The sequence below is a fragment of the Actinomadura violacea genome, from assembly GCF_017573465.1.
GTDB classification, from domain to species: domain Bacteria; phylum Actinomycetota; class Actinomycetes; order Streptosporangiales; family Streptosporangiaceae; genus Spirillospora; species Spirillospora violacea.
On record NZ_JAGEPF010000031.1, the window covers coordinates 100,150 to 121,108 of the forward strand.

The 20,959-nt window shown below is 73.2% G+C and carries 21 protein-coding genes; 16 read left to right on the forward strand and 5 right to left on the reverse strand.

Annotated features, from left to right (window positions below):
* Position 1: 1 nt before the first annotated feature.
* Positions 2-892: an APC family permease gene (locus J4709_RS40965; RefSeq protein WP_208250058.1), complete on the reverse strand. Its 891-nt coding sequence runs from the start codon at positions 890-892 to the stop codon at positions 2-4.
* A gap of 114 nt (positions 893-1,006) precedes the next feature.
* Positions 1,007-2,368 (reverse strand): histidinol dehydrogenase, encoded by a 1,362-nt coding sequence (gene hisD / locus J4709_RS40970; protein WP_208250060.1) that lies wholly within the window; start codon positions 2,366-2,368, stop codon positions 1,007-1,009.
* A 72-nt stretch (positions 2,369-2,440) separates the two neighbouring features.
* On the opposite strand from hisD, the gene J4709_RS40975 reads away from it, so the two are divergent.
* Entirely contained in the window at positions 2,441-3,412 is a 972-nt protein-coding gene (locus J4709_RS40975) for a LysR family transcriptional regulator (protein ID WP_208250063.1), read from the forward strand.
* A gap of 84 nt (positions 3,413-3,496) precedes the next feature.
* On the opposite strand, the gene J4709_RS40980 is transcribed toward J4709_RS40975, so the two are convergent.
* Complete coding sequence (locus tag J4709_RS40980) at positions 3,497-4,846, reverse strand: FAD-binding oxidoreductase (RefSeq protein ID WP_208250065.1); 1,350 nt, start codon at positions 4,844-4,846, stop codon at positions 3,497-3,499.
* 59 nt (positions 4,847-4,905) lie between these two features.
* Positions 4,906-5,817: a PaaX family transcriptional regulator gene (locus tag J4709_RS40985; RefSeq protein ID WP_208250067.1), complete on the reverse strand. Its 912-nt coding sequence runs from the start codon at positions 5,815-5,817 to the stop codon at positions 4,906-4,908.
* A gap of 151 nt (positions 5,818-5,968) precedes the next feature.
* On the opposite strand from J4709_RS40985, the gene J4709_RS40990 reads away from it, so the two are divergent.
* From J4709_RS40990 to J4709_RS41005, 4 genes are read left to right on the forward strand one after another with little or no spacing between them, the layout of a single operon-like run.
* Positions 5,969-7,015 carry a sugar ABC transporter substrate-binding protein gene (locus tag J4709_RS40990; protein WP_208250068.1) on the forward strand — a complete coding sequence of 349 codons (1,047 nt, stop codon included), beginning with the start codon at positions 5,969-5,971 and terminating at the stop codon, positions 7,013-7,015.
* A 1-nt stretch (position 7,016) separates the two neighbouring features.
* On the forward strand, positions 7,017-8,519 hold the full coding sequence (locus J4709_RS40995; RefSeq protein WP_208250071.1) for a sugar ABC transporter ATP-binding protein: 1,503 nt from the start codon (positions 7,017-7,019) through the stop codon (positions 8,517-8,519).
* Positions 8,506-9,513 (forward strand): ABC transporter permease, encoded by a 1,008-nt coding sequence (locus tag J4709_RS41000; protein WP_208250073.1) that lies wholly within the window; start codon positions 8,506-8,508, stop codon positions 9,511-9,513. Before J4709_RS40995 ends, J4709_RS41000 begins: the two co-directional genes overlap by 14 nt.
* Positions 9,510-10,703: an acyl-CoA dehydrogenase family protein gene (locus J4709_RS41005; protein ID WP_208250075.1), complete on the forward strand. Its 1,194-nt coding sequence runs from the start codon at positions 9,510-9,512 to the stop codon at positions 10,701-10,703. The genes J4709_RS41000 and J4709_RS41005 overlap by 4 nt, the downstream gene beginning before the upstream one ends.
* Positions 10,704-10,770: 67 nt before the next feature.
* Here J4709_RS41005 and J4709_RS41010 read toward each other — a convergent pair whose 3' ends face one another.
* Positions 10,771-11,367, reverse strand: a complete 597-nt coding sequence (locus J4709_RS41010) for a flavin reductase family protein (RefSeq protein ID WP_307802004.1) — start codon at positions 11,365-11,367, stop codon at positions 10,771-10,773.
* Between the two features lie 127 nt (positions 11,368-11,494).
* On the opposite strand from J4709_RS41010, the gene J4709_RS41015 reads away from it, so the two are divergent.
* Genes J4709_RS41015 through J4709_RS41065 form a run of 11 tightly spaced genes read left to right on the forward strand, consistent with a single transcriptional unit; the run spans position 11,495 to position 20,940 of the window.
* A complete protein-coding gene (locus tag J4709_RS41015) occupies positions 11,495-12,325 on the forward strand; it encodes an alpha/beta fold hydrolase (protein WP_208250079.1) in 831 nt (276 codons plus the stop codon).
* Positions 12,322-13,140 (forward strand): alpha/beta fold hydrolase, encoded by an 819-nt coding sequence (locus tag J4709_RS41020; RefSeq protein WP_208250081.1) that lies wholly within the window; start codon positions 12,322-12,324, stop codon positions 13,138-13,140. The genes J4709_RS41015 and J4709_RS41020 overlap by 4 nt, the downstream gene beginning before the upstream one ends.
* Positions 13,133-14,482 carry an LLM class flavin-dependent oxidoreductase gene (locus J4709_RS41025; RefSeq protein ID WP_208250083.1) on the forward strand — a complete coding sequence of 450 codons (1,350 nt, stop codon included), beginning with the start codon at positions 13,133-13,135 and terminating at the stop codon, positions 14,480-14,482. Before J4709_RS41020 ends, J4709_RS41025 begins: the two co-directional genes overlap by 8 nt.
* Complete coding sequence (locus J4709_RS41030) at positions 14,479-15,603, forward strand: LLM class flavin-dependent oxidoreductase (RefSeq protein WP_208250085.1); 1,125 nt, start codon at positions 14,479-14,481, stop codon at positions 15,601-15,603. Before J4709_RS41025 ends, J4709_RS41030 begins: the two co-directional genes overlap by 4 nt.
* 4 nt (positions 15,604-15,607) lie before the next feature.
* On the forward strand, positions 15,608-16,528 hold the full coding sequence (locus J4709_RS41035; RefSeq protein WP_307802005.1) for a 2-hydroxyacid dehydrogenase: 921 nt from the start codon (positions 15,608-15,610) through the stop codon (positions 16,526-16,528).
* Positions 16,529-16,540: 12 nt separating this feature from the next.
* Positions 16,541-17,488: an LLM class flavin-dependent oxidoreductase gene (locus tag J4709_RS41040; protein ID WP_208250087.1), complete on the forward strand. Its 948-nt coding sequence runs from the start codon at positions 16,541-16,543 to the stop codon at positions 17,486-17,488.
* Positions 17,485-17,946 carry an ester cyclase gene (locus tag J4709_RS41045; RefSeq protein ID WP_208250092.1) on the forward strand — a complete coding sequence of 154 codons (462 nt, stop codon included), beginning with the start codon at positions 17,485-17,487 and terminating at the stop codon, positions 17,944-17,946. The genes J4709_RS41040 and J4709_RS41045 overlap by 4 nt, the downstream gene beginning before the upstream one ends.
* A 5-nt stretch (positions 17,947-17,951) precedes the next feature.
* Entirely contained in the window at positions 17,952-18,887 is a 936-nt protein-coding gene (locus tag J4709_RS41050; RefSeq protein ID WP_208250095.1) for a quinone oxidoreductase family protein, read from the forward strand.
* Positions 18,877-19,878 (forward strand): amidohydrolase family protein, encoded by a 1,002-nt coding sequence (locus tag J4709_RS41055; RefSeq protein WP_208250096.1) that lies wholly within the window; start codon positions 18,877-18,879, stop codon positions 19,876-19,878. Before J4709_RS41050 ends, J4709_RS41055 begins: the two co-directional genes overlap by 11 nt.
* Positions 19,865-20,140: a NifU family protein gene (locus J4709_RS41060; protein ID WP_208250098.1), complete on the forward strand. Its 276-nt coding sequence runs from the start codon at positions 19,865-19,867 to the stop codon at positions 20,138-20,140. Before J4709_RS41055 ends, J4709_RS41060 begins: the two co-directional genes overlap by 14 nt.
* A complete protein-coding gene (locus tag J4709_RS41065; protein ID WP_208250100.1) occupies positions 20,137-20,940 on the forward strand; it encodes an IclR family transcriptional regulator in 804 nt (267 codons plus the stop codon). The genes J4709_RS41060 and J4709_RS41065 overlap by 4 nt, the downstream gene beginning before the upstream one ends.
* The last annotated feature ends 19 nt before the right edge of the window (positions 20,941-20,959 follow it).

The following is a 20,959-nucleotide window of genomic DNA, read 5'->3' on the forward strand; positions in this document are numbered from 1 at the left end:
CTCACTCGAATAGCCGAACACGCCGGCACCGCACTGAAGCGATGGCCGCCGCCGGTCCTGTGGCTCCACAGGACCGACGGCGGCCACCATTGGGTCCGCGATGATGCCCGCGGACGCCGGGGTCAGTTCGCAGAACCCTGGCGCCGATTCGTCTCGGCGTCTGGGCGATCACGGTCAGCAGGTAGAAGGCGGCCACGACAGCCACGGCGATGATGATGGCGCGGGGCACCTCGCGCTTGGGATTGATGGTCTCCTCGCCGAGGCTGGCCGCTCCCTCGAATCCTGCGAAGGCGAGGAAGCCGAACACCGCGGCGGCGCCGATGGCGCTGGTGTCAACGCCGGCCGGGAGCTTGAGGACGTCCCAGGTGAAGTGCTGTCCCTGCGGACCTCCGCCGGTGCCCAGGCGGACGAAGATGACCAGGGCCAGGATGATGACCAAGGCCGCGCCGAGGAACTCGACGACCAGGAGCGCCTTGGTGACGACGCGCATCTCGGTGAAGCTGAGCGCTCCCACGATCGCGACCGAGACGAGCCCGACGAGCAGCCAGTCGGGTTCCCCTAGGCCCATCTCCCGGAGGGCCTGGCCGAGGTACATGCCGATGGCGATCGTCGAACCGGCGCCGATGGTCAGATAGGCGAAGGCCAGGGCGCCCCCTGCGACGAAGCCGGTCCGCGGGCCGATCGTCACCCCGACGAGTCCGTAGACGGAGCCGCCGTGGGCGATGTGCCTGGACAGGTGGATGAACCCGTAGGCCACCAGTGCGACCCCGAGCAGGGCGAAGATGAACGCCCACGCGGCTCCGCTGCCGAGGATGCCCGCGGCTCCCACTCCGTTGACCGCCATGGCGCCGACGGGCCCGATCAGGCCGATGGAGAAGGCCGCGGCGTCCATGACCCGCAGTTCCCGCTTCAGCCCGGAGGCGGACGCGTCGGGACTCAGTGTGCTCGTCACCGGGCCGGCCTCCTCCAGGATCGGGGCGCCTTCGGCGCCGTCGGGGTACTGCCGCTACGCACGGGCCACCGGACCACCGGACGAGGGTTCGCCCACGCCCTCCGCCAGCCGCCGGGTGCGCAGGACAGCGGTGGCGCGGTGCGCCGCCATGCCCTCGGAGGACGAGATGACCTCGACGGCGTCGGCGAGCAGAGGCGTGGCGGCACGGCTGATCCGCTGATAGGTCAGCGGCCGGAGGAACCGTGAGACCGAGAGTCCGGCGCCGTGGCGGGCACCGCCCGCGGTCGGCAGGACGTGGTTGGTCCCGGCCATGCCCTTGTCAGAGTATGCGACGGTGCTCCAAGGGCCGAGGAAGAGAGATCCGTAGGCGGTGAGCCGGGAGTGGTACCAGTCGTCGTCGGTGGTCTGGACCTCCAGGTGCTCGGGCGCGAGATCGTCCATCAGCGCGGCCGCGGTCTCCCGGTCGGCCGCCACGGTGATCGAGCCGTGGTCGCACCATGCCGGACCGGCGATGTGCGCGGTGGCCAGCGTCGCCAGCTGCCGGTCGACCTCGGCGCCCACACGGGCGGCGAGATCGGCGTCGGTGGTGATCAGCGCCGCCGGCGAGTCCGGCCCGTGCTCGGCCTGCCCGAGCAGGTCCGCCGCGACGATCTCCGGGTCGGCCGACCCGTCGGCGATCACCGCGACCTCCGACGGCCCGGCGAGCAGGTCGATGGCCACGCCGCCGAACAACTGCCGCTTGGCCTCGGCCACGAACGCGTTGCCGGCCCCCACGAGCATGTCGACCGGGGTCTCGGCGATCAGGCCGTAGGCCATCGCGGCCAGCGCCTGCACCCCGCCGAGCAGGAAGACCCGGTCGACACCGGAGACATGGGCCGCGTACAGGACGGCGGGGTTGGGGCCGCCGTCCGGCTGGGGCGGCGTGCACGCCACAACGGTCGGCACCCCGGCGGCCTTCGCGACGTTGACCGTCATGAAGGCGCCCGCGGTCAGCGGGAAGCGCCCCGCGGGCAGGTACGCGCCGACCCGCTGGACCGGGACGTACCGGTAGCCGGCGACGAGCCCGGGCTCGAGCTCGACCTCGAGATCCTTGAGCGACTTGCAGGACTCCTCGGCGAACGCGGCGGTACGGGCGGCGCCGAGTTCGATCGCCGAACGCAGCTCCGGCGACAGCGCCGCTCCGCTGTCCCGCATCTCCTCGCGGGAGATCTCCAGGGGGCGGCCGTCGTAGCCGTCGAGCTCGGCGGCGTACCTGGTCACCGCGGTGAGCCCTTCGGCCCGGATCCGCTGGAGCATGCCCGTCACCGTCTCGATGACCGCCGGGTCGCGCTGCGCCGGAGCGCCGCTGGCCGCGGGCTGCTTGATCGCGGTGAACCGGCCGGCGAAACGACGTTGGATGGCTTGGCTGAAGTACATGGCTTGGAACGTAACAACGCCCCTGCTGCCAGACCACCTTGTCTTTCCTTAGGTGACCTATAGGGTTTCCTTGTGACGCTGACGCAACTGAGGGCACTGGTCGCGACCGCTGAGCTCGGATCGTTCACGGCCGCGGGCCGCGCGCTCGGATACAGCCAGGCGGCGATGTCCGAACTGGTGCGCCGTCTCGAAGAGGAGTGCGGCCTGCAGTTGTTCCACCGCGGCGGACGGCGCCTCACCCTCACCGCCGCGGGTGCGCAACTGCTGCCGCACGCGCAGCAGACCGTGACGGCCGCCCGCGCCGCCGAGGACACGGTCACGTCCGTCCGCGGCCTGACCGGCGGTGTGGCCTCGTTCGGGTTGTTCCGCAACGCCGACTTCTACCTGCTCGCCGAACTCGGCGCGCGGTTCACCGCCGCCCACCCGGACGTGCGGATCCGCCTGGTGGGGCTCAATGCCTCGCTGGTCGCCGAGGCGGTCGCGGCCGGCGATCTCGAAGCCGGGATCGTGGTCCTGCCGGTGACCGCGGACGGACTGGAGATCACTCCGCTGGCGCGTGACGAGGTCCTTTACGCCTCAGCCGAGCCCGAGCGGGTCGCCCGCCCGGTCGACATCGGCACCATGGCGGAGCGGCGGCTGGTTTTCTACGACGCGCACGTCGGCTGGGCGGACCCCGACCGGCTCCAGCTGTCCGAGCGGGCCCAGCTCGCCGGGGTGCGCCTGGAGCCGTTCATCGAGGTCGAACAGGCCCAGGCGGCCCTGCACCTTGTCGCTCGCGGCGTCGGTGACACCTTCATCTCCCGGGCCGTGGCCGACCGCGTCTCCCGCGCAGAGAACCTGCCGATCCACACCACGACCTTCGATCCGCCCCTGTACAACACCTTCGCCCTCGTCCGCCGCCGCCATACCCAGCTCTCGCCCGCCACCGAGGAACTGTCCCGGCTCGCCATCGACCTTCTCCTGCGCAACCCCACACTCGACCGTCGTCCTTCGCGGACGCCGACCCGAGAGTCGCGTTCCGAAGCGGGCCCGGCGGTCAGGTGAGGCTGGGATCTCATCCCGCCTTCTCTGATGGAGAAGGCCAATGCGATCGATGGGGGCGCGCTTAGGCGTTCGGTTGAGTCGGACCTAACAGGCGAACCAGGGGGGCGACGTAAACGTGCCAGCGGGGTCGTAGCTGCTTTTGATCCGGGCCAGTCGGGCGCGGGTCGCGGGGGAGTAGGCGGCCTGTGCGCGGGAGGCTTCTTCGTCGAGGCCGAGGTGGTTGACGTCGGGGCCGCCCGCGGACAGGTGCATCAGCCCGGAGAGGCCCTTGTCGGTCCAGGCCCGCTCCGCCGCGCCGTCGCCGGTGGTCCAGTTGGCGATGACCTCGGTCATGAAGGCTGCGTGGCGGTAGGAGAAGGGGGTGTCGGGGGCGTCCGGGGCGGCGATGGCGCCGCCGAGGGGGCGGAAGAGGAACTCGCTGAGCGGTGAGGACGCCTCCTCGATCATCGCGGCGGCGTGGTCGATGGCGGGGCCGTCCAGGCGGGTGAGCCATTCGGAGCGGACGTCCCAGTGCGTTCCGTCCGGGGCGGCGTCGTCGGTGGAGGTCTGGAAGGCGCAGAAGTCGGTGGGGGCGATGGTGTCCAGGAGGGGACGGCCGATGCGGCGCAAGGCCCGCACGTAGGGGTCGTCGACGCCGTCGGGGCCGGTGGAGAAGACGGGGACGAGGAAGACGGGACGGCCTTGCACGTCGTCGGGGAGCGCCGGGACGGGGGGCGCGCCGGTGAGCACGGCCGCCCAGTTGAGGTGCGCGGGAGCCTCCGCGGTCGCCTCCACGACCCGCCACAGGACCTCGTGGGCGTCCTCCAGGCGGTGGACGAGCATGCCGGTGGCCGGGCGGACGAGGGGGAACAGCCGCATCCGGAACTCGGTGACGACGCCGAGGCCGGTTCCGGCGCCGCGGAGCGCCCAGTAGAGATCGGGGTCGGCGTGCGGACCGACGTCGCGGACGGCGCCGTCGGCGGTGACGACGGTGGCGCCGGTGAGGTTGTCGCCGGCGAGTCCGTGGAGGCGGCCGAGCCAGCCGAGGCCGGTGCCGAGGGTGAAGCCGGCGACGCCGACCTTCGACACCGATCCGCCCGTGGTGGCCAGACCGTGCTTCTGCAGGGCGGGGTCGACCCGGCCCCAGCGGAGCCCGGCCCCCAGCCGGGCGATGCGACGCTCCGGGTCGACCGCGATGCCGTTCAGGTCGCGGACATCGATGACGACACCGCCGTCGGCCAGTGAGCGGCCCGCGAAGTTGTGGCCGCCCGCGCGGACGGTCAGGGGAAGCCCGCGGCCGTGGGCGTGGCCGATGGCGAGCGCGACATCGTCGGCGTCGGCGCAGCGGGCGAGCAGGGCGGGACGGGCCCGGACGGCCTCGTTCCAGATGCGTCGGTGGCCGGCGTAGTCCGCGTCACCGGGGGCGATGAGCCGGCCCTTGAATCCCTTGATCACGCAGGCACCGTAGGTCGGCGGGCGCGCGGGCCGGCAGCCGCACGGTCCGCTGGACGGACTCAGCCGCCCGCGCAGACCTTGCGGACGTACTCGACCGCCCCCGGCTCGAGCCGGTCGCGCAGGTCGGTGAACAGTTCGGCGGCACGGTGCCCGGCCCAGTCGGCGGGGAGCAGGTCCCTGGGGAGTCCTGGGTCGAGGTAGGGGAACTTGCGCCAGTGGTACAGGACCAGGGTGTAGTCGTTGAACGCCTGCGCCCCGGACGGATGCCGGACGTCCTGCCAGCGCCGCGTGACGGGCCCGCACCAGTCGACGAACTCGGCGTACAGCCCGGTCAGCTCGGCCAGGTCCCAGGCCTTGCCGACCAGCGACGACAGTTCGGCGAACCCGGCGTACTGCGCGTCGAACATCAGCACGAAGCGCTCGAACCCGAGGCGCTCGACGGTCTTCTCCAGTTCGCCCCGCATCCGGCGCGGCGCCATCCAGAGGCCGTTGCCGAGGTTGCCGAACCCGAGCCAGGACAGCTGGGAGCGCAGGACGTGCCGCTTGGAGCGCTCGTCCTCGGGGACCGACAGGGAGACCAGCACCCAGCCGTCGCCGAGGTAGGCGGGGTGGCGGGGTGCGAAGATCCGCTGGTCGGTCTCCTCCAGCGCGGCGAGCGCCTGCTCGGTCAGCCGGAGCCCGCGCGCGCCCGGCCGGTTCTCCGCCTCGAGCAGGCCCTTGCGGCGCATCCGCAGCAGCGCCGACCGGGTCGCCGTCTCGTCCACCCCCAGCTCGTTCATCAACTGGACGATCTTCGCGATGGCGAACCATCCGCCGAGCGGACGCATGTACGCGCCGCAGACGTCCATGATGAGCATCTTGGGGCGGCCCGTCCCGGGATCGCCGGCGTCGGCGCTGCGCGGGCTCCTCGCCATGGACGGCGTCGCGCCCGCCCAGCCGCCGTCGATGAGGTCGTTCTCGGGTCCTCGCATGCCCCCAAGTGTGCACGTCGCGGGGCGCGGCGGGGACGGTCCGTCCAGCGGACCGGCGTCCTCTGAGGTCAGGCCCGGCAGGGCGTACAACCGTGGTTCAAGTCGTCACCGCTGTGACGACCGTCATGCGGAGGACTGCCGGAGGTGGCATATGACCGTGCGTGCGCGCCGCACCGCGGCCGGATTGGTGGCGGCCGGGCTTCTGCTCGGCTCGGCGGCCTGCGGCGGCGGTGGTGGCAAGAGCAAGGCCGCCGCGTCGGGAGGCGATGACGGGACGGGCTGCAACGCGGCCAAGGGCAAGACCATCGGGTTCAGCGAGCCGTTGCCCGACCCGAACTTCAAGGCGATCGAGGAGATCCTGGCCAAGGCCCTGGCCAAGTACGGGGCCAAGCTCAAGGCCGTCAACGCGAACCTGAACCCGGGCAAGCAGATCTCCGACCTGAACACGCTGATGCAGCAGCAGGTGGACGCGCTGATCGCCAACCCCGTCGACCCGAACGCCACGCAGGGCGCGTTCGCGCAGGCGCGGGCCAAGAAGATCCCCGTCATCGTGCTGGACACCAAGGTCGGCGGCCCGTACTTCACCTCCGTCCACGACGACGTGGACTTCGCCGGCGTGGACGGCGCGAGGACGCTGAAGTCGCTCGTCGGCGGCGGCAAGGTCGCCGCGATGTTCGGCCCGGCCTACGCCGAGCTGCTGAACTGGGAGAAGGCCGGGTTCGAGGCCGGCGCGAAGCAGGCCGGGCTGACCGTGGTGGACCGCCAGGTCAACCAGAAGATCACGCCCGAGGACGCCAAGGCGATCGCCGAGTCGTGGCGGCAGAAGTACGGCAAGGACCTCAAGGGCATCTGGACGTTCAACGACGTCTCGGCGATCGGCGCGGCGTCCGCGCTGGGCGGCGGGTTCGACCCGGCGATCGTGTCCATCAACGGGCAGCCGGACGCGGTGCCGCTGGTCGAGGCGGGCAAGATCACCGCGACCTACGGCGTCCCCTACGACAAGACCGGCCAGGCGCTGGCGTACGCGGCGCTGCGCGCGGTGTGCGGCGCGACGGTCCCGAAGGAGATCTGGATTCCGACGGTGAAGCTCGACAGGAAGAGCATCGACAAGTGGCAGCCGATCGCGCAGCGGGTGGACAACCCGTTCTCGCTAGCCTTCGAGCAGCGCGACGGCAAGACCTACGTCAAGCCGAGCTGACGTGGCGGAGGCGAACACGGCGCCGCTGCTGAAGGCGTCCGGGGTGGCCAAGCGGTTCGGTCCCGTCGCCGCGCTTCGGCGGGCCGACCTGGTCGTGCACCGCGGCGAGGTCGTGTGCCTGGCCGGCGAGAACGGGTCGGGCAAGTCGACGCTGGCGCGGATCGTGGCGGGCGCGATGCCGCCGGACGAGGGCGCCGTCGAGCTGGACGGCCGCCCCGCGGCGTTCGGCGGCCCGAAGGACGCGCTCGCCGCGGGGGTCTGCCTGGTCTCCCAGGAACCGACCCTGGTGCCCGGGCTGTCGGTCGCGGAGAACGTGCTGCTGCCCCGGCTCAACCGGGCCGCCCGGACCGTCCGGCGCACGGCGCTGGCCGCGCAGGCCGCCCCCTTCCTGGAACGCGCGGGCCTGCGCGTCGACCCGCTGCGGACGGCGGGGGCGCTGCCGCCGGGGGAGCGGGAGCTGGTCGAGGTCGCCAAGGCCCTGGCCGCCGAGCCCCGGCTGCTGATCCTGGACGAGGTGACCACCCGGCTGCCCGACCCGGAGCGGTTGTTCGCCGTGGTCGACGGGCTCGCCGCGCAGGGCTGCGGCGTCATCGTGATCACCCACCGGCTGCGCGAGATCCGGCGGTCCTGCGACCGCGCGACGGTGCTGCGCGACGGGAGCACCGTCGCCGAGCTCGGCCGCGACGAGCTGACCGACGAGCGGCTGTCGTCGGCGATGGTCGGCCGCGACCTCGGCGAGTACTTCCACAAGCGGCCGGTGGCCGCGGGGGAGGTGCGGCTGCGGGTCGACCGGCTGGTCACCGACCGGTCGCCCCATCCGCTCTCGTTCGACGTGCGGGCCGGGGAGATCGTCGGCGTGGCTGGCCTGGTCGGCGCGGGCCGCAGCGAGCTGCTGGAGACGGTCGCCGGTGCGCGGCGCGCGCGCGGCGGCGGCTTCGCAGTCGACGGCGAGCGGCTGAACGGCGCCACGCCGCGCACCGCCCGCCGCGCCGGCGTCGCGCTCGTCCCCGAGGACCGCTTCGGGCAGGCCCTCGCGGGAGACCACTCGATCCGCGACAACCTCGCGGTGCCCTGGCTGCGCGCGCTCCGGCGGACGGACCGGGCCCGCGACCACGACCGGGCGGTCCGTGCCGTCGCCGGCTACCGGGTGCGCTGCCACGGCGTGCACGTCCCGGTGGGGACGCTGTCGGGCGGGAACGCGCAGAAGCTGGTGCTGGCGCGCGCCATCGGCCATGCGCCGAAGGTGCTGCTGCTGGACGAGCCCACCCGCGGCGTGGACATCGGCGCCCGCGCGGACATCTACGAGCTGATCGGCGGGCTGGCCGAGGGCGGCGCGGCCGTCGTCCTCGCCTCGTCCGACCTGCTCGAACTCCTCGGCCTCGCCGACCGGATCATCGTGCTCGCCGAGGGCCGCCAGGCCGGCGAGCTGAGCCGGGACGAGGCGAGCGAGGAGGCCATCGCGCTGCTGGCGCTCGGCGGAGGGAGAACCGATGACGCTGCCTGACGAGAGGCTCACGGCGGCCGCCCCGCGCGGCGCGGCGGCCGGCCGGGCGCGCGACGCGGTGCAGGCGACGTCGCAGTACCTGGGCGTGCTCGCCGTGCTGGTGCTGGCGATCGTGGTGCTGTCGGTGACGCAGCCGCAGTTCCTCACGGTCGACAACTTCATGAACATCGCAGAGACGAACGTGGTGCTGCTGCTGGTCGCCACCGGAATGACGTTCGTGCTGCTGACCGGCGGGATCGACCTGTCGGTCGGCGGCATGATGGGCTTCTCGGCGATCGTGTGCTGGAAGCTGCTGGACGTGCTGCCGGCCCCCGCGGCGCTGCTCGCCGCCGTCGCCGCGTCCCTGGCCGCCGGGCTGCTCACCAACGGCCTGCTGATCGGCCGGGCGGGGATGTCGTTCCTGGTCGTCACGATCGGCACCGGGACGTTCCTGCACGGCCTCGCGCAGATCTGGTCCGGCGGCCAGTCGCAGACGATCTTCAAGCACGCGTTCCTGGTGAAGCTCGGCGCGCAGCGCGCCGGCGGGGTCCCGATCACCGTGATGATCGCGGTCGCGGTCTTCGCGCTGGCGGTCCTCGTGCTGCGCTACACCGGGTTCGGGCGGATGGTGTACGCGGTCGGCGGCAACCCCGAGGCCGCGCGGCTGGCGGGGATCAGCGTCGCGGGCGTCCGCGTCGCCGTCTACACGCTGTGCGCCGCGCTCGCCGGGCTCGCCGGCGTCGTCGGCGCGGCGCGGCTCACCTCCACCTCGCCGGACGCGGGCATCGGCATGGAGCTGACGGCGGGCGCCGCGGTGCTGCTCGGCGGGACGTCCTTCATGGGCGGCAGGGGCTCGCTGCTCGGCACGCTGCTCGGCGTGCTGTTCCTGGGCGTGCTGCAGAACGGCGTCACCCTCGCCGGGGTGAGCCCCTTCTGGAGCAACGTCGTGAGCGGCGTCGTCCTCGTCGTCGCGATCGGCATCGACCGGCTGCGCAGCGGAAAGGCGATGCCATGAGGTGGACGACTCCCGAACGGGAGGCGCTCCGGGAGGCGGTGGCCGGGTTCGCCCGCGACCGTGTCGCGCCCGCGCTCCCGCCCGATGACGAGGAGCTGCCGCCGGCGGCCGGCCGCGACCTGCTGAAGGCCGCCGCGGAGCTCGGCCTGCCCGGCCTGCTCATCCCCGAGGAGTACGGCGGCGGGGGCGGGACGCAGCTCGACAACGTCACGATCGCCGAGGAGCTCGGCGCCGTGGACGCGGGCTTCGCCGCCGGGCTCAACCTCACCATGACCGTCCCCGGCCTGATCCTGGCCGCCGGCACGCCCGAGCAGCGGGAACGCTGGCTGCCGGGGATCGCGGCCGGGCAGACCGTGCTCGCCGGGGCGATGAACGAGCCGTCCGTCGCCGGTTCGGAACTCTTCGACCCCGGCCCGGGCCCGGACTCCGGCTACCGGACGCGCGCCGTGCGGGACGGCGACGACTACGTCATCAATGGCGCGAAGGCCCAGTGGGTGACCAACGCGGGCGTCGCCGACGCCTACGTCGTCTTCGCCCGGACGGCGGCGGACCGCCCCGGCATCGCGTCCACGAGCGCCTTCTGGGTGCCCGCGGACACGCCGGGCCTGACATGCGGGCCGCGCTCGCGGCTGCTGGGCCTGCGCACCGGCTTCCATGCGGAGGTCTTTTTCGACGACGTCCGCGTCCCTGCCGCATCGCGCATCGGCCCCGAGGGGCAGGCGATGCGACTGCTGATGACCACGACACCCGGCATGGCGGTCGGCCTCGCGGCGATCTTCGTCGGGGTGGCCCGCGCGGCCGAGGATCTCGCCCGTTCCCACACCGCCGAACGCCGGAGCTGGGGCCGGCCGCTCCGCGACCACCAGGCCGTCGCGCTCGACCTGGCCGAGATGACCGTCACCGTGCGGACGGCCCGGCTGCTCGTCCGGTCGGCCGCGGCCGCGCTGGACGACGGCGCCGGCGCCGCCGATCTTGCGGTGCTCGTCCCGGCGGCGAAGGCCCGCGCCGTGGACGCGGCGATCGACTGCGCGCAGCGCGCCGTCCGCCTGCACGGCGCAACCGGCGTCACCACCGGCGCGGGACCGGAGAAGCTGCTCCGCGACGCCTGGACCGGCTACTCCTGCGACTTCACCAGGGAGATGCTGTACCTCGGCATCGCCCGGGCGCTTCCCGCGCAGCCCGCCCGCTGAGGCGGGCCGGACAAGCCTGAAGGCCGCGCGGTTCCCCCCTGCGCGGCCTTCAGTACTTTGCCGGTTCTCATGGCGCCGTGGGGTTCAGCTTGGCCTCGAGCACGCTGAAGAACGGGGACTCGGCGTCCAGGCCGCGCGGCGAGCCCGCCGCGCCCGAGCCTGTCGCGCGCGCGGCGGCCTCCGGCCGGGCCAGGGCGCTGAAGGCGCCGCGGAAGAAGACGAGCGGGTGGCCGTCCGGTTCCGCGCCGAGCGCGGTGACGCGGGCCAGGACGAGTTCGTGGTCGCCGGCCTCCTGCATCGAGTGCGGGACGGCGTCGAGCCAGGCGAGCGCCCCGTCCAGGACCGGGTGCCCGCCGGGCGAGAGCGACCAGGGGACGGTCCCGAACCGGTCCGCGCCCTTGCCGGCGAAGGTGCGGCAGGCGTCCTGCTGCGCGGCGCCGAGCATCGTGATCGCGAAGCCGTCCGCGCGGCGCAGCCGCGGCCAGGTCGAGGACGTCGCCGCCGCGCAGAACGCGACCAGCGGTGGGTCGAGGGAGACCGAGGTGAAGGAGTTCACCGCCAGCCCCTCCGGCCGCCCGTCCACCATCGCGGCCACCACGACGACCCCGGTCGGGTAGTGGCCGAGGGTCCTGCGGAACAGCGCCGCATCCAGTTGTTCAGTCACGATCGTCATAAAACCGGACAGTCTCCCGGTAGTGAACCGCCTGGTATCGCTCACCGGACCGGGGGTTCCTTGCGACGCTCAGATTCGTTATCTTCCTTACGACCGTCACACAAACGAAGGAGTGCGAGTGGACGAGCCCTCTTCCCGGACGCTCGACGTGGGCGGCGTGCGCACGCACCTGCTGGAGGCGGGCGAGGGCCGGCCGGTGGTGCTGCTGCACGGCGGCGCCTGGGGCGAGTGCGCCCGCACCGCCTGGTGGACGGCCGTGCCGGCGCTCGCCTCGGCGGGGCACCGGGTCATCGCTCCGGACTGGCTCGGCTTCGGCGGGACGGCGAAGATCGTCGACTTCGCGGACCGCGCCGGCCGGATGCTCGCCCACCTGGCCCGGCTGCTGGAGGTCCTCGGCGTGGACGAGGCCGACGTCGTCGGGCTGTCGATGGGCGGCTCGCACCTGCTGCGCGACCAGACCTCGGAGTCGCCGCTGCTGAACGTGCGCCGGATGGTGCTCGTCAGCGCGGGCGGCCCTCCGGTGTCGGGCGCGGCACGCGAGGCGCTCATGGACTTCGACGGGACGGCCGAGTCGATGCGGGACCAGATCCGGCTGGCCTTCGACGACCGGGTGTGGGCGCAGGACGAGGACATGGTCGCGGCCCGCATGGAGGCGGCCCTCGCCCCCGGTGCCTACGAGGCGTTCGCCTCGCTCGGCCTGCGCGCGCCCGGCGCCGTCCCGCCGCCGCTCGGCGACCCGTTCGACTACGCGCGCGTCAAGGTCCCGACGCTCGTGACGGCGGGGGACCGCGACCGGCTCAAGCCGGCCGGGTTCGCCGAAGAGGTGGCGCGCGCCATTCCGGACGCGCGGCTGGAGATCTTCCCCGGCTGCGGCCACTGCCCGCAGCTGGAGGCGGCCGACGCCTGGAACACGGCGGTCCTGGCCTTTCTGGACAAGGAGACACTGTGAGCGACGTTCTGGAAGCCGGGGTGCACTGGCACACCCAGCCCGAGCGCATCGACGTCGACGGCGCCGAGGTCGCCTACCGCCGCGACGGGACGGGCGAACCCGTACTGTTCCTGCACGGCCACTGGCTGACCCGCTGCTGGAGCCCGCTGCACGCCGCGATCGCCGAGCGCGCCGACCTGATCGCGCCCGAGGCGCCCGGCTTCGGCGACACGCCCTGCCCGCCCTGGGTGACGGGCCGCGACGACGTCGTCCTGCTGTACCGGAGCCTGCTGGACGCGTTCGGACTCGACCGCGTGCACGTCGTCGGGTACGGGCTCGGCGGGTGGCTCGCGGCCGACTTCGCCGTGTTCAACCCGCATCGCGTGCGCAGCCTGTCGCTGCTCGCGCCGTTCGGGCTGCGCGTGCCGGGCCGTCCGATCGCCGACGTGTTCATCATGAACCCGGCCGACTACGACGACATGTACTTCAACGGCGACCCGGTCGAGGGGGTCGTGCCGGGGCCGGGTACGCCCGCGCAGGGCGGCCCGGAGGGGTTCGCGGCCCGGTACGGCGACATGGGCGCGGCGGCCCGGCTGATCTGGGACTTCCGCTACGACCTGAAGCTGGAGCACCGGCTGCCCCGGCTCGGCCTGCCCGCCCTCGTCGTCGCCGGCGAGGACGACCGGATCGTCCCCGCCGGGCACCCGGCCCGCTGGGCCGAGCTCCTCGGCACCGGCGTGAAGGACGTCCCCGGCGGCCACGCCTTCCCGATCCAGCGGCCGGACGAGACGGCCGCGCTCATCACCACGTTCGTCTCGGGGGTCTCCCATGGCTAACCGCCTGCAGTTCCATGTCTTCCACCTGATGCCCTACCCGTTCATCCCGCCGGGCGAGGACCTGGAATCGACGTGGGTGACGCTGCCGAACACCTACTTCGAGCCGCAGGTCGCGCACCGCCTCTACACCGACAACCTCGAGCAGCTCATCGCCTGCGAACGGCTCGGGTTCGACGGCATCATCGTCAACGAGCACCACCAGAACGCGTTCGGCACCATCAACGCGCCGAACGTGTGGGCCGCCTACCTCGCCGCCCGCACCAGCCGGATCCGGATCGGCGTGATCGGCAACGCGCTGCCGCTGCACCAGAACCCGCTGCGAGTCGCCGAGGAGATCGCGATGCTCGACATCGTGTCCGGCGGCCGGATCATCTCCGGGCACGTGCGCGGGATGGGCGCGGAGTACCACTCGTCGGGCATGAACCCGACGACGTCCAAGGCGCGGTTCTGGGAGGCGCACGACCTCATCGTCAAGGCGTGGACGGAGCCGGGGCCGTTCACCTGGCAGGGCGAGCACTACGACATCGAGCACGTCAACCCGTGGCCGCGCCCGCTGCAGGACCCGCACCCGCCGGTGTGGATGCCCGGTACGGGCTCCACCGACACCATCGACGAGGTCGCCAAGCGGCGGTTCTCCTACATGCAGACGACCACGTCGAACTGGGTCACCAAGAAGTCGTTCGCGCTGTTCCGGGAGATCTGCCGCGACAAGTACGGCTACGAGCCGGACCCGGCGCAGCTCGGACGCGTCATCCCCACCTACGTCGCCGAGACCGACGAGCAGGCGCGCCGCGAGTTCATGCCGCACGCGATGTGGTTCTTCCGGACCGGCCTGAAGATCCCCATGCACCACCTCATGCCGCCCGGCTACAACACCGCCGAGTCGATCCTGCGGACGGTGAAGGGACGGCAGGCCGCCGGGGTCAAGGACTTCTGGGAGATGTCCTATGACGAGCTGATCGACCAGGGGTACATCGTCGTCGGCTCCCCGCAGACCGTCATCGAGAAGTACGAGCGGATGATCGAGGAGTACGGCCTCGGGATGGCGATCAGTGCGGGCGGCCCGCTCGGGTCGATGCCGCACTGGATGGTGATGAAGAACCTCCAGATCATGGCCGAGGAGGTGGTCCCGCACTTCCGCGAACCGGACGGGCGCCCCGACCACCTGCGCGCCTCTCGTCCGGCGCCGGAGACGAACGCCGAGATGGCGGCGCTGCACGGCGCGCCTAAGCTCGCCCCCGTCGTCCGCCTCGCCGACGGCCGGGACCTGCCGACCCCCGTCGGGCACATCCCCGAGGTCGCCTCCGGCGCCGACACCAGCCCGCCCGCGAGGCGGCCGTGACCGCCGGGAGCGCCGACCGGTCGGCGGGGCCGCTGCTCGGCAGCCCGAACCGGCTCAAGCTGGCGGTGTTCTCGGCGAACATGGCGGGCGGCGCGAACCTCACCCACGCGCCCGAAGCGCCTCGCGCGACCTGGCAGGAGAGCGTCGGGATCGCGCGGGCCGCCGAGGCGGCGGGCTTCGAGGCGCTGATCCCGGTGGCGCGCTGGCGCGGCATGGCCGACCCGGCGCGTCGCGACGCGCACCGCTCGTTCGAGTCGTTCACCTGGGCGGCGGGGATCGCGGCGGTCACCGAGCGGATCCAGGTGTTCGCCACCTTCCACATCCCGGTCGTGCATCCGGTGAGCGCCGCCAAGCAGATCGCCACCGTCGACCACATCGCCGGCGGCCGCTTCGCGGTGAACGTGGTGGCGGGGTGGAACGAGGACGAGTTCCGCATGTTCGGCCTGGAGCAGCGCGAGCACGACGACCGGTACGCCGTCGCCGACGAATGGATGACGTTCCTCGGCCGGATCTGGGCGGCGGACGAAGAGTTCGACTTCGACGGCCGCTACTTCAAGGCCCGCAGCGTCCTGTCGGAGCCGAAGCCCGTGCAGCGGGGCCGTCCGGTCGTGATGAACGCCGGGTTCAGCCCGGCCGGACGGGACTTCGCGGCGAAGCACGCCGACCTGACGTTCGCGATGGTCCCGGACGCCGCGGCCGCCGCCCGCATCGTCCCCGGCCTCAAGGCCGACGTGCAGGAACGCCACGACCGCAAGCTCATGGTGTTCGCCGGAGCCCACATCGTGTGCGCCGACACCGAGGACGCCGCGCGTCGCGAGTACGACCGCATGGTGAACGAGGTGGGCGACCGCGACGCCGCCGCCAACGCGATCCGCCTGCTCATCCCGAACTCCGGCAGCGCCGACTTCGACGCCGACGGGATGGCCGCGTCCGCGATCGCCGGGTTCTTCGCGTTGCCGCTGGTCGGGACGCCTGACTCCGTCGTCGCGCAGATGGCGGAACTCGCCGACGCGGGACTCGACGGGCTCGCGCTGTCGTGGCTGGATTACCGGACCGGGATCGATCGGTACGCCCGGGAGCTGCGTCCCCGGCTGGTCGAGGCCGGGCTGAGGGAGGGGTGAGCGCGTGATCGCTCTGGTTCCGGCCGATGCACGGGTCGAGGCGATGGGGCCGCTGCCGGACGGCGTGGAGCCGGCGGTGTTCGGCGACGACGCGGCGGAGGCCGCCGAGTTCTGCGTCCTCGACCCGCCCGCGCGCGACCGGTTCGCGGAGATCCTGCCCCGGCTGACCGCGCTGAAGGTCGTGCAGACCCTCAGCGCCGGCATCGACCGCGTCCCGAAGCTGCCGGACGGGGTGACGCTCTGCAACGCCAGCGGTGTGCACGACGGACCCGTCGCGGAATGGATCGTCGGAGCGATCCTCGCCATGAACAAGGACCTGCCGCACTATGTGGAGCGGCAGCGCGCCGGGGAATGGGACACCTCCGGGAACACCGCGTTCTCCGGCGCCGAAGGCGCACGGGACCTGTCGGAACAGCACGTCCTCGTCGTCGGGCACGGCTCGATCGGGCGGGCGCTGCAAGACCGGCTCGCGTGCTTCGGGACGAAGGTCACCGGGATCGCCCGGCACCCCCGCGAAGGCGCCCGCGGCCCCGCGGACCTGCCCGGCCTGCTCCCGGACGCCGACGTCGTCGTCCTGCTCGCGCCCGCGACCGACGAGACCCGGGGCATGGTCGACGCGGCGTTCCTCGGACGGATGCGGCCCGGCGCCCTGCTGGTCAACGCCGCGCGCGGCACGCTCGTCCAGACCCCGGCGCTGCTCGACGCCCTGCACGAGGGCCGGGTCCGCGCCGCGCTCGACACCACCGACCCCGAACCGCTTCCGCCCGGCCACCCGCTGTTCTCCGCGCCCGGCGTCCTGGTGACGCCGCACGTCGCGGGGTCGTCCGCGCACTGGCGGGACCGCGCGTACCGCCTCGCCGGCGACCAGCTGCGCCGCTACGCGGCCGGAGAACCGCTCGTCAACGTCCGCCACCACGGTTACTGATCAGGAGAACGCATGCCGCACGAAGCAGAAGCCGGCGGGATCGGCGTCCTGCTGCCCAACGGGGTGCCCGGCTGCACCGGGGACACCCTGCGCACCTGGATCCGGGAGATCGAGGACGGTCCGTTCTCCTCGCTCGGCGTCGCCGACCGCTACGTCTACGTCAACCACGAGATCATGATGACGATGGCGGCGGCCGCCGCGCTGACCAGCCGCGTCCGGCTGATGTCGGCGGCGTTCCTCGGCCCGCTGCGGCCGACGCCGCTGTTCGCCAAGCAGGTCGCGACGCTCGCCGCGCTCGCCCCCGGACGGGTGTCGCTCGGCCTCGCGATCGGGAACCGCGTCAACGACTACGCCGCCGCCGGGATCCCGTGGGAGCGGCGCGGCCGCATCATGGACGAGCAGCTGCGCGCCCTGGCGGAGATCCGTGACCTCAAGGGCGAGGAGAACACGGTCGGGCCGGAGCTCGGGGAGATCGAGCTGCTCATCGGCGGCGCGTCCGACCCGGCGCTGCGCCGCCTCGTCGAGCACGGCGACGGCCTGGTCAGCGGCGGCCTCAAGCCCGAGGTCTTCGCCTTCGAGGCGTTCGCGACCGTCAAGGCGTGGGAGGGCGCGGGCAAGGCCGGACGGCCGCGCCTCGTCGCGAGCATGTGGTATGCCTCCAGCGAGAAGCCCGGCGACCTCGCCGAGGCCCGGCTGGACTCCTACCTCAAGGACGGCGGCCCGCCCGAGCACGTCATCTCCGGCATCGCGCGCGGCCGCGACGGCATCGAGGCCGCCTACCGCGCCTACCGCGCGCAGGGCGCCGACGAGGTGCTGTTCTTCCCGCTGCTGGACGACCCGTCCGAGCTGGAGTTCCTCGCCGACGTCGCCGGATCCCTGCCCGTCGTGGAGCGCGGCGAGCCGACGCCCGACTTCTCCCTGTTCGAGAGCGGCCCCAGCATGAAGGGACGGCACGCATGACGCAGGTCGAGCTGCCCGGCGCCGACCGGCCCCTCCCGGACGCGGACCTGCGCGCCCGGCGGGAGGCGATCGTCATCGAGCACCTGACCACCGAGATGGCCGGCGACCTCGACGCCTGCCTGGCCACCATGCCGGACGGCGCCCACTACCGGATCATGCCGCTGCGGCGCGCCCACGCCGGCGACGACGAGGTCCGGGAACTGCTGACCGATCTGCTGACCGCCTTTCCCGACCTGCAGCTGATCCCGAGGCTCGTCCACCACGCCGCGAACGCGGTCATCATCGAGGGCCGGACGCGCGGCACCCAGCACGCCGACTGGGCGGGCATCCCCTCGAAGGGGCGGGTCATGGACATCGAGGGCGTGATCGTCTTCCGGTTCGACGGCGACACGATGCTCAACGAGACGGTCTACTACGACCACGCGGCCGTCGCCGAGCAGCTCGGCGCGGGGGAGTGAGCGCGATGCGCGGGCTGCGGATCAGCGAGTTCGGGCGGCCGCCGGCCCTGGCCGACGACCTCCCCGTCCCGGAGGCGGGCGAGGGGACCACGCTGGTGCGGGTCGCCGCGGCGGCCCTCGGCCACCTGGACCGCAGCGTCGCGTCCGGGACGTTCCCACATCACCCGCCGCTGCCGTACGTGCCGTGCGGCGACGGCGCCGGCCGGGTCGAGGACTCCGACCGGTTCCCGCGCGGCGCGCTGGTGTGGCTGCGCGGCGGCGGCCTCGGCATCGCGAGGGACGGCGTCGCCGCCGAGTACGCCGCCGTGCCCGATGAAGCGGTGCATCTGGCGCCGGAAGGCGCGGACCCGATCCTGGCGTCCTGCTTCTTCTCCCCGGCCACCTCGGCCTGGATCTCGGTGCACGACCTGGCCGGGGTCAAGGAGGGGCAGCGGGTCCTGGTGACCGGAGCCGCCGGCGCGGTCGGCTCCCTCGCCGTCCAGATCGCCGTGCAGGCGGGCGCCGACGTCACCGCGTCCGTCTCGCGGAAGGAGCGGGCGCAGCTCGTCCCCGCGGGTGTCCGGACGCTCGTCGGGGAGGCCGGCGGCGGACCCTACGACGCGCTCATCGACACCGTCGGCGGGCCCGGCCTGCCGGCCCGGCTGGACGCGGTGGAGCCCGGGGGCGTCGCCGTCATCGTCGGGTACACGGCGGGCGCCCGCGTCGAACTGGACCTGCCGTCCCGCTGCGCGCACGACGTCGACCTGCGCTTCCTCAACATGATCCGGCGCGCGCCGCAGGCGTTCGCGCTGGCGGACGGCCTGCTCTCGCGGCTGTCCGCGGGAGAGCTGACGCTGCGCACCGACCGCTACGCGCTGGCCGCCGCGCCGGTCGCCTGGGAGGCGCTCGCCGCCGGCCGTGCGGAGGGCCGCGTCGTCTTGGAGGTGGCCGATGATCGGTGACGTCTTCGTCTTCGACCTGGTCGTGCACCTGCACGACATGAGCGAGGCGAACCTGCTGGACGGGGCGCCGTGGTCGCGGCACGTCCGCGACATGTCGCTCGGACTGGGCGAGGCGCTGCGGCCCCTGCACGGCGACCGCGAGGAGTTCGACCGCCGCCTCTCGGCCGAGACCATGGGACGGATGGTCTTCGGCGACCCGCCCGGCACCGAGCCCACCGACGTCGCGATGGCGCAGGTCGTCCCCGTCTTCGACTGGTACGACGACTGGTGGGCGCCCGTGGACCTGCAAGCCGAGTTCGCCCGCGCCTACCCAGGCCGCGCCCTGTTCTGCGGCGGCGTCGACCCCGGCTTCCGCGGCGTGGACGCGGCCCTGGAGCACCTCGAATGGCAGGTCGGCGAGCTGGACGCCGTGTCGCTGAAGTTCTACAACGGGCACGTCGACCGGAGCTGGCGATGCGACGACGAGAAGCTCGCCTACCCGATCTACGAACGCGCCCGCGACCTCGGCATCCGCGTCCTGCAGTTCCACAAGGGCAACCCGTTCGGCACCGAGAACCTCGAGCAGCTGCACCCCGGCGACCTGCAGCGCGCCGCCCGCGACTTCCCCGACCTCACCTTCGTCATCCACCACCTCGCGATGCCGTACTTCGACGAATGCGTCAACATCGCCGCCCGCTTCCCGAACATCCACCTGGCCCTGTCGGCGACCGTGAACTTCATGCCCGTCCGGCCCCGGCTCATCCAGCGGCAGGTCGGCGAGCTGCTCGCCGCCGTCGGCGCCGACCGCCTGCTGTGGGGCTCGGAGGCCGCGCTCGCCGGCCCGCCCCGCCCCTACCTGGAGGCGTTCATGGCCCTGGAGATCCCCGACGACCTGCGCGAGGGATACGGCTACCCGCAGATCACCCTGGACGACAAGCGCAAGATCCTCGGCCTGAACGCGGCCCGGCTGTTCGGCGTCGAGGTCCCCGGAGCCTCCGATGAGGGTCCCTGACACCGTCCGCGCCCTGTCGCGCGCGCTGCGCGGGCACGGCGGCGGCCTCGAACTCGTCGCGGACGGCGACGTGCCCGCCGTCCGCTACACCGGGATGTGCGCCGGCTGCCCCGGCCGTCCCGCCTGCCATGAGGGGCTCGTCGCGCCCGTCCTGCTCGCGCTGCCGGGCGTGCGCGGCGTCGACGCCCCCGGCACCCGCGTCGACCCCGTCGCGCGCGCCAGACTCCAGCAGTTCACCGGAGGCGAGGGAGGGCCACGATGATCACCGCTGCCGCCGCGCTCACCCCCATCGACCCCGTCCAGGGGGAGACCGACACCGTCCTGTCGAAGGTCCGGCTCATCCTGGAGGCGTTCCGGCCCGACGACGAGGGGCTGTCGCTCGCCGAGCTCGTCCGCCGGACGGGCCTGCGCAAGGCGACCGTCTACCGGCTCAGCCAGGAGCTCGTCGCCTGGGGCGCGCTCGAACGCGCCGGCCTCGGCTACCGGCTCGGGCTGCGGCTGTTCGAGCTCGGGCAGCTGGCCCCGCGCCGCCGCATCCTGCGCGACATCGCCCTGCCCTACCTCGAGGAACTCGCGCAGGCCACCCGGGAGACCGTGCACTGCGCCGTCCGCGACGGCACCGAACTCCTCTACATCGAGAAGCTCGGCGGGCACCGCAGCGTCACCCGCCCGTCCCGGACCGGCGGCCGCATGCCGCTGCACTGCACCGCCACCGGCAAGGTCCTGCTGGCCCACGCGCCCTCGCGCGTCGTCAACGAGCTGCTCGCCCACCCGCTGCCGCGCTTCACCGGCCACACCGTGATCGCCCCGCGGCTGCTGCGGACCGAGCTCGAGCGCATCCGCCGGGCCGGATACGCGGTGGAGAGCGAGGAGACACGCGTCGGCTACCTGTCGGTGGCGGCGCCCGTCCGCGCCGCACGCGGACGCGTCGCCGGGGCGGTCTCGGTGGCCGCGCCCACGTCCCGCACGCAGCTGCAGCGGCTCGTCCCCGCCGTCCTCGCCACGGCCGGCCGCATCTCCGAACGCCTCACCGAGTACGAACTGGACCAGGAGAGCAGGTGACCGGCGGGCCGGTCCGCTC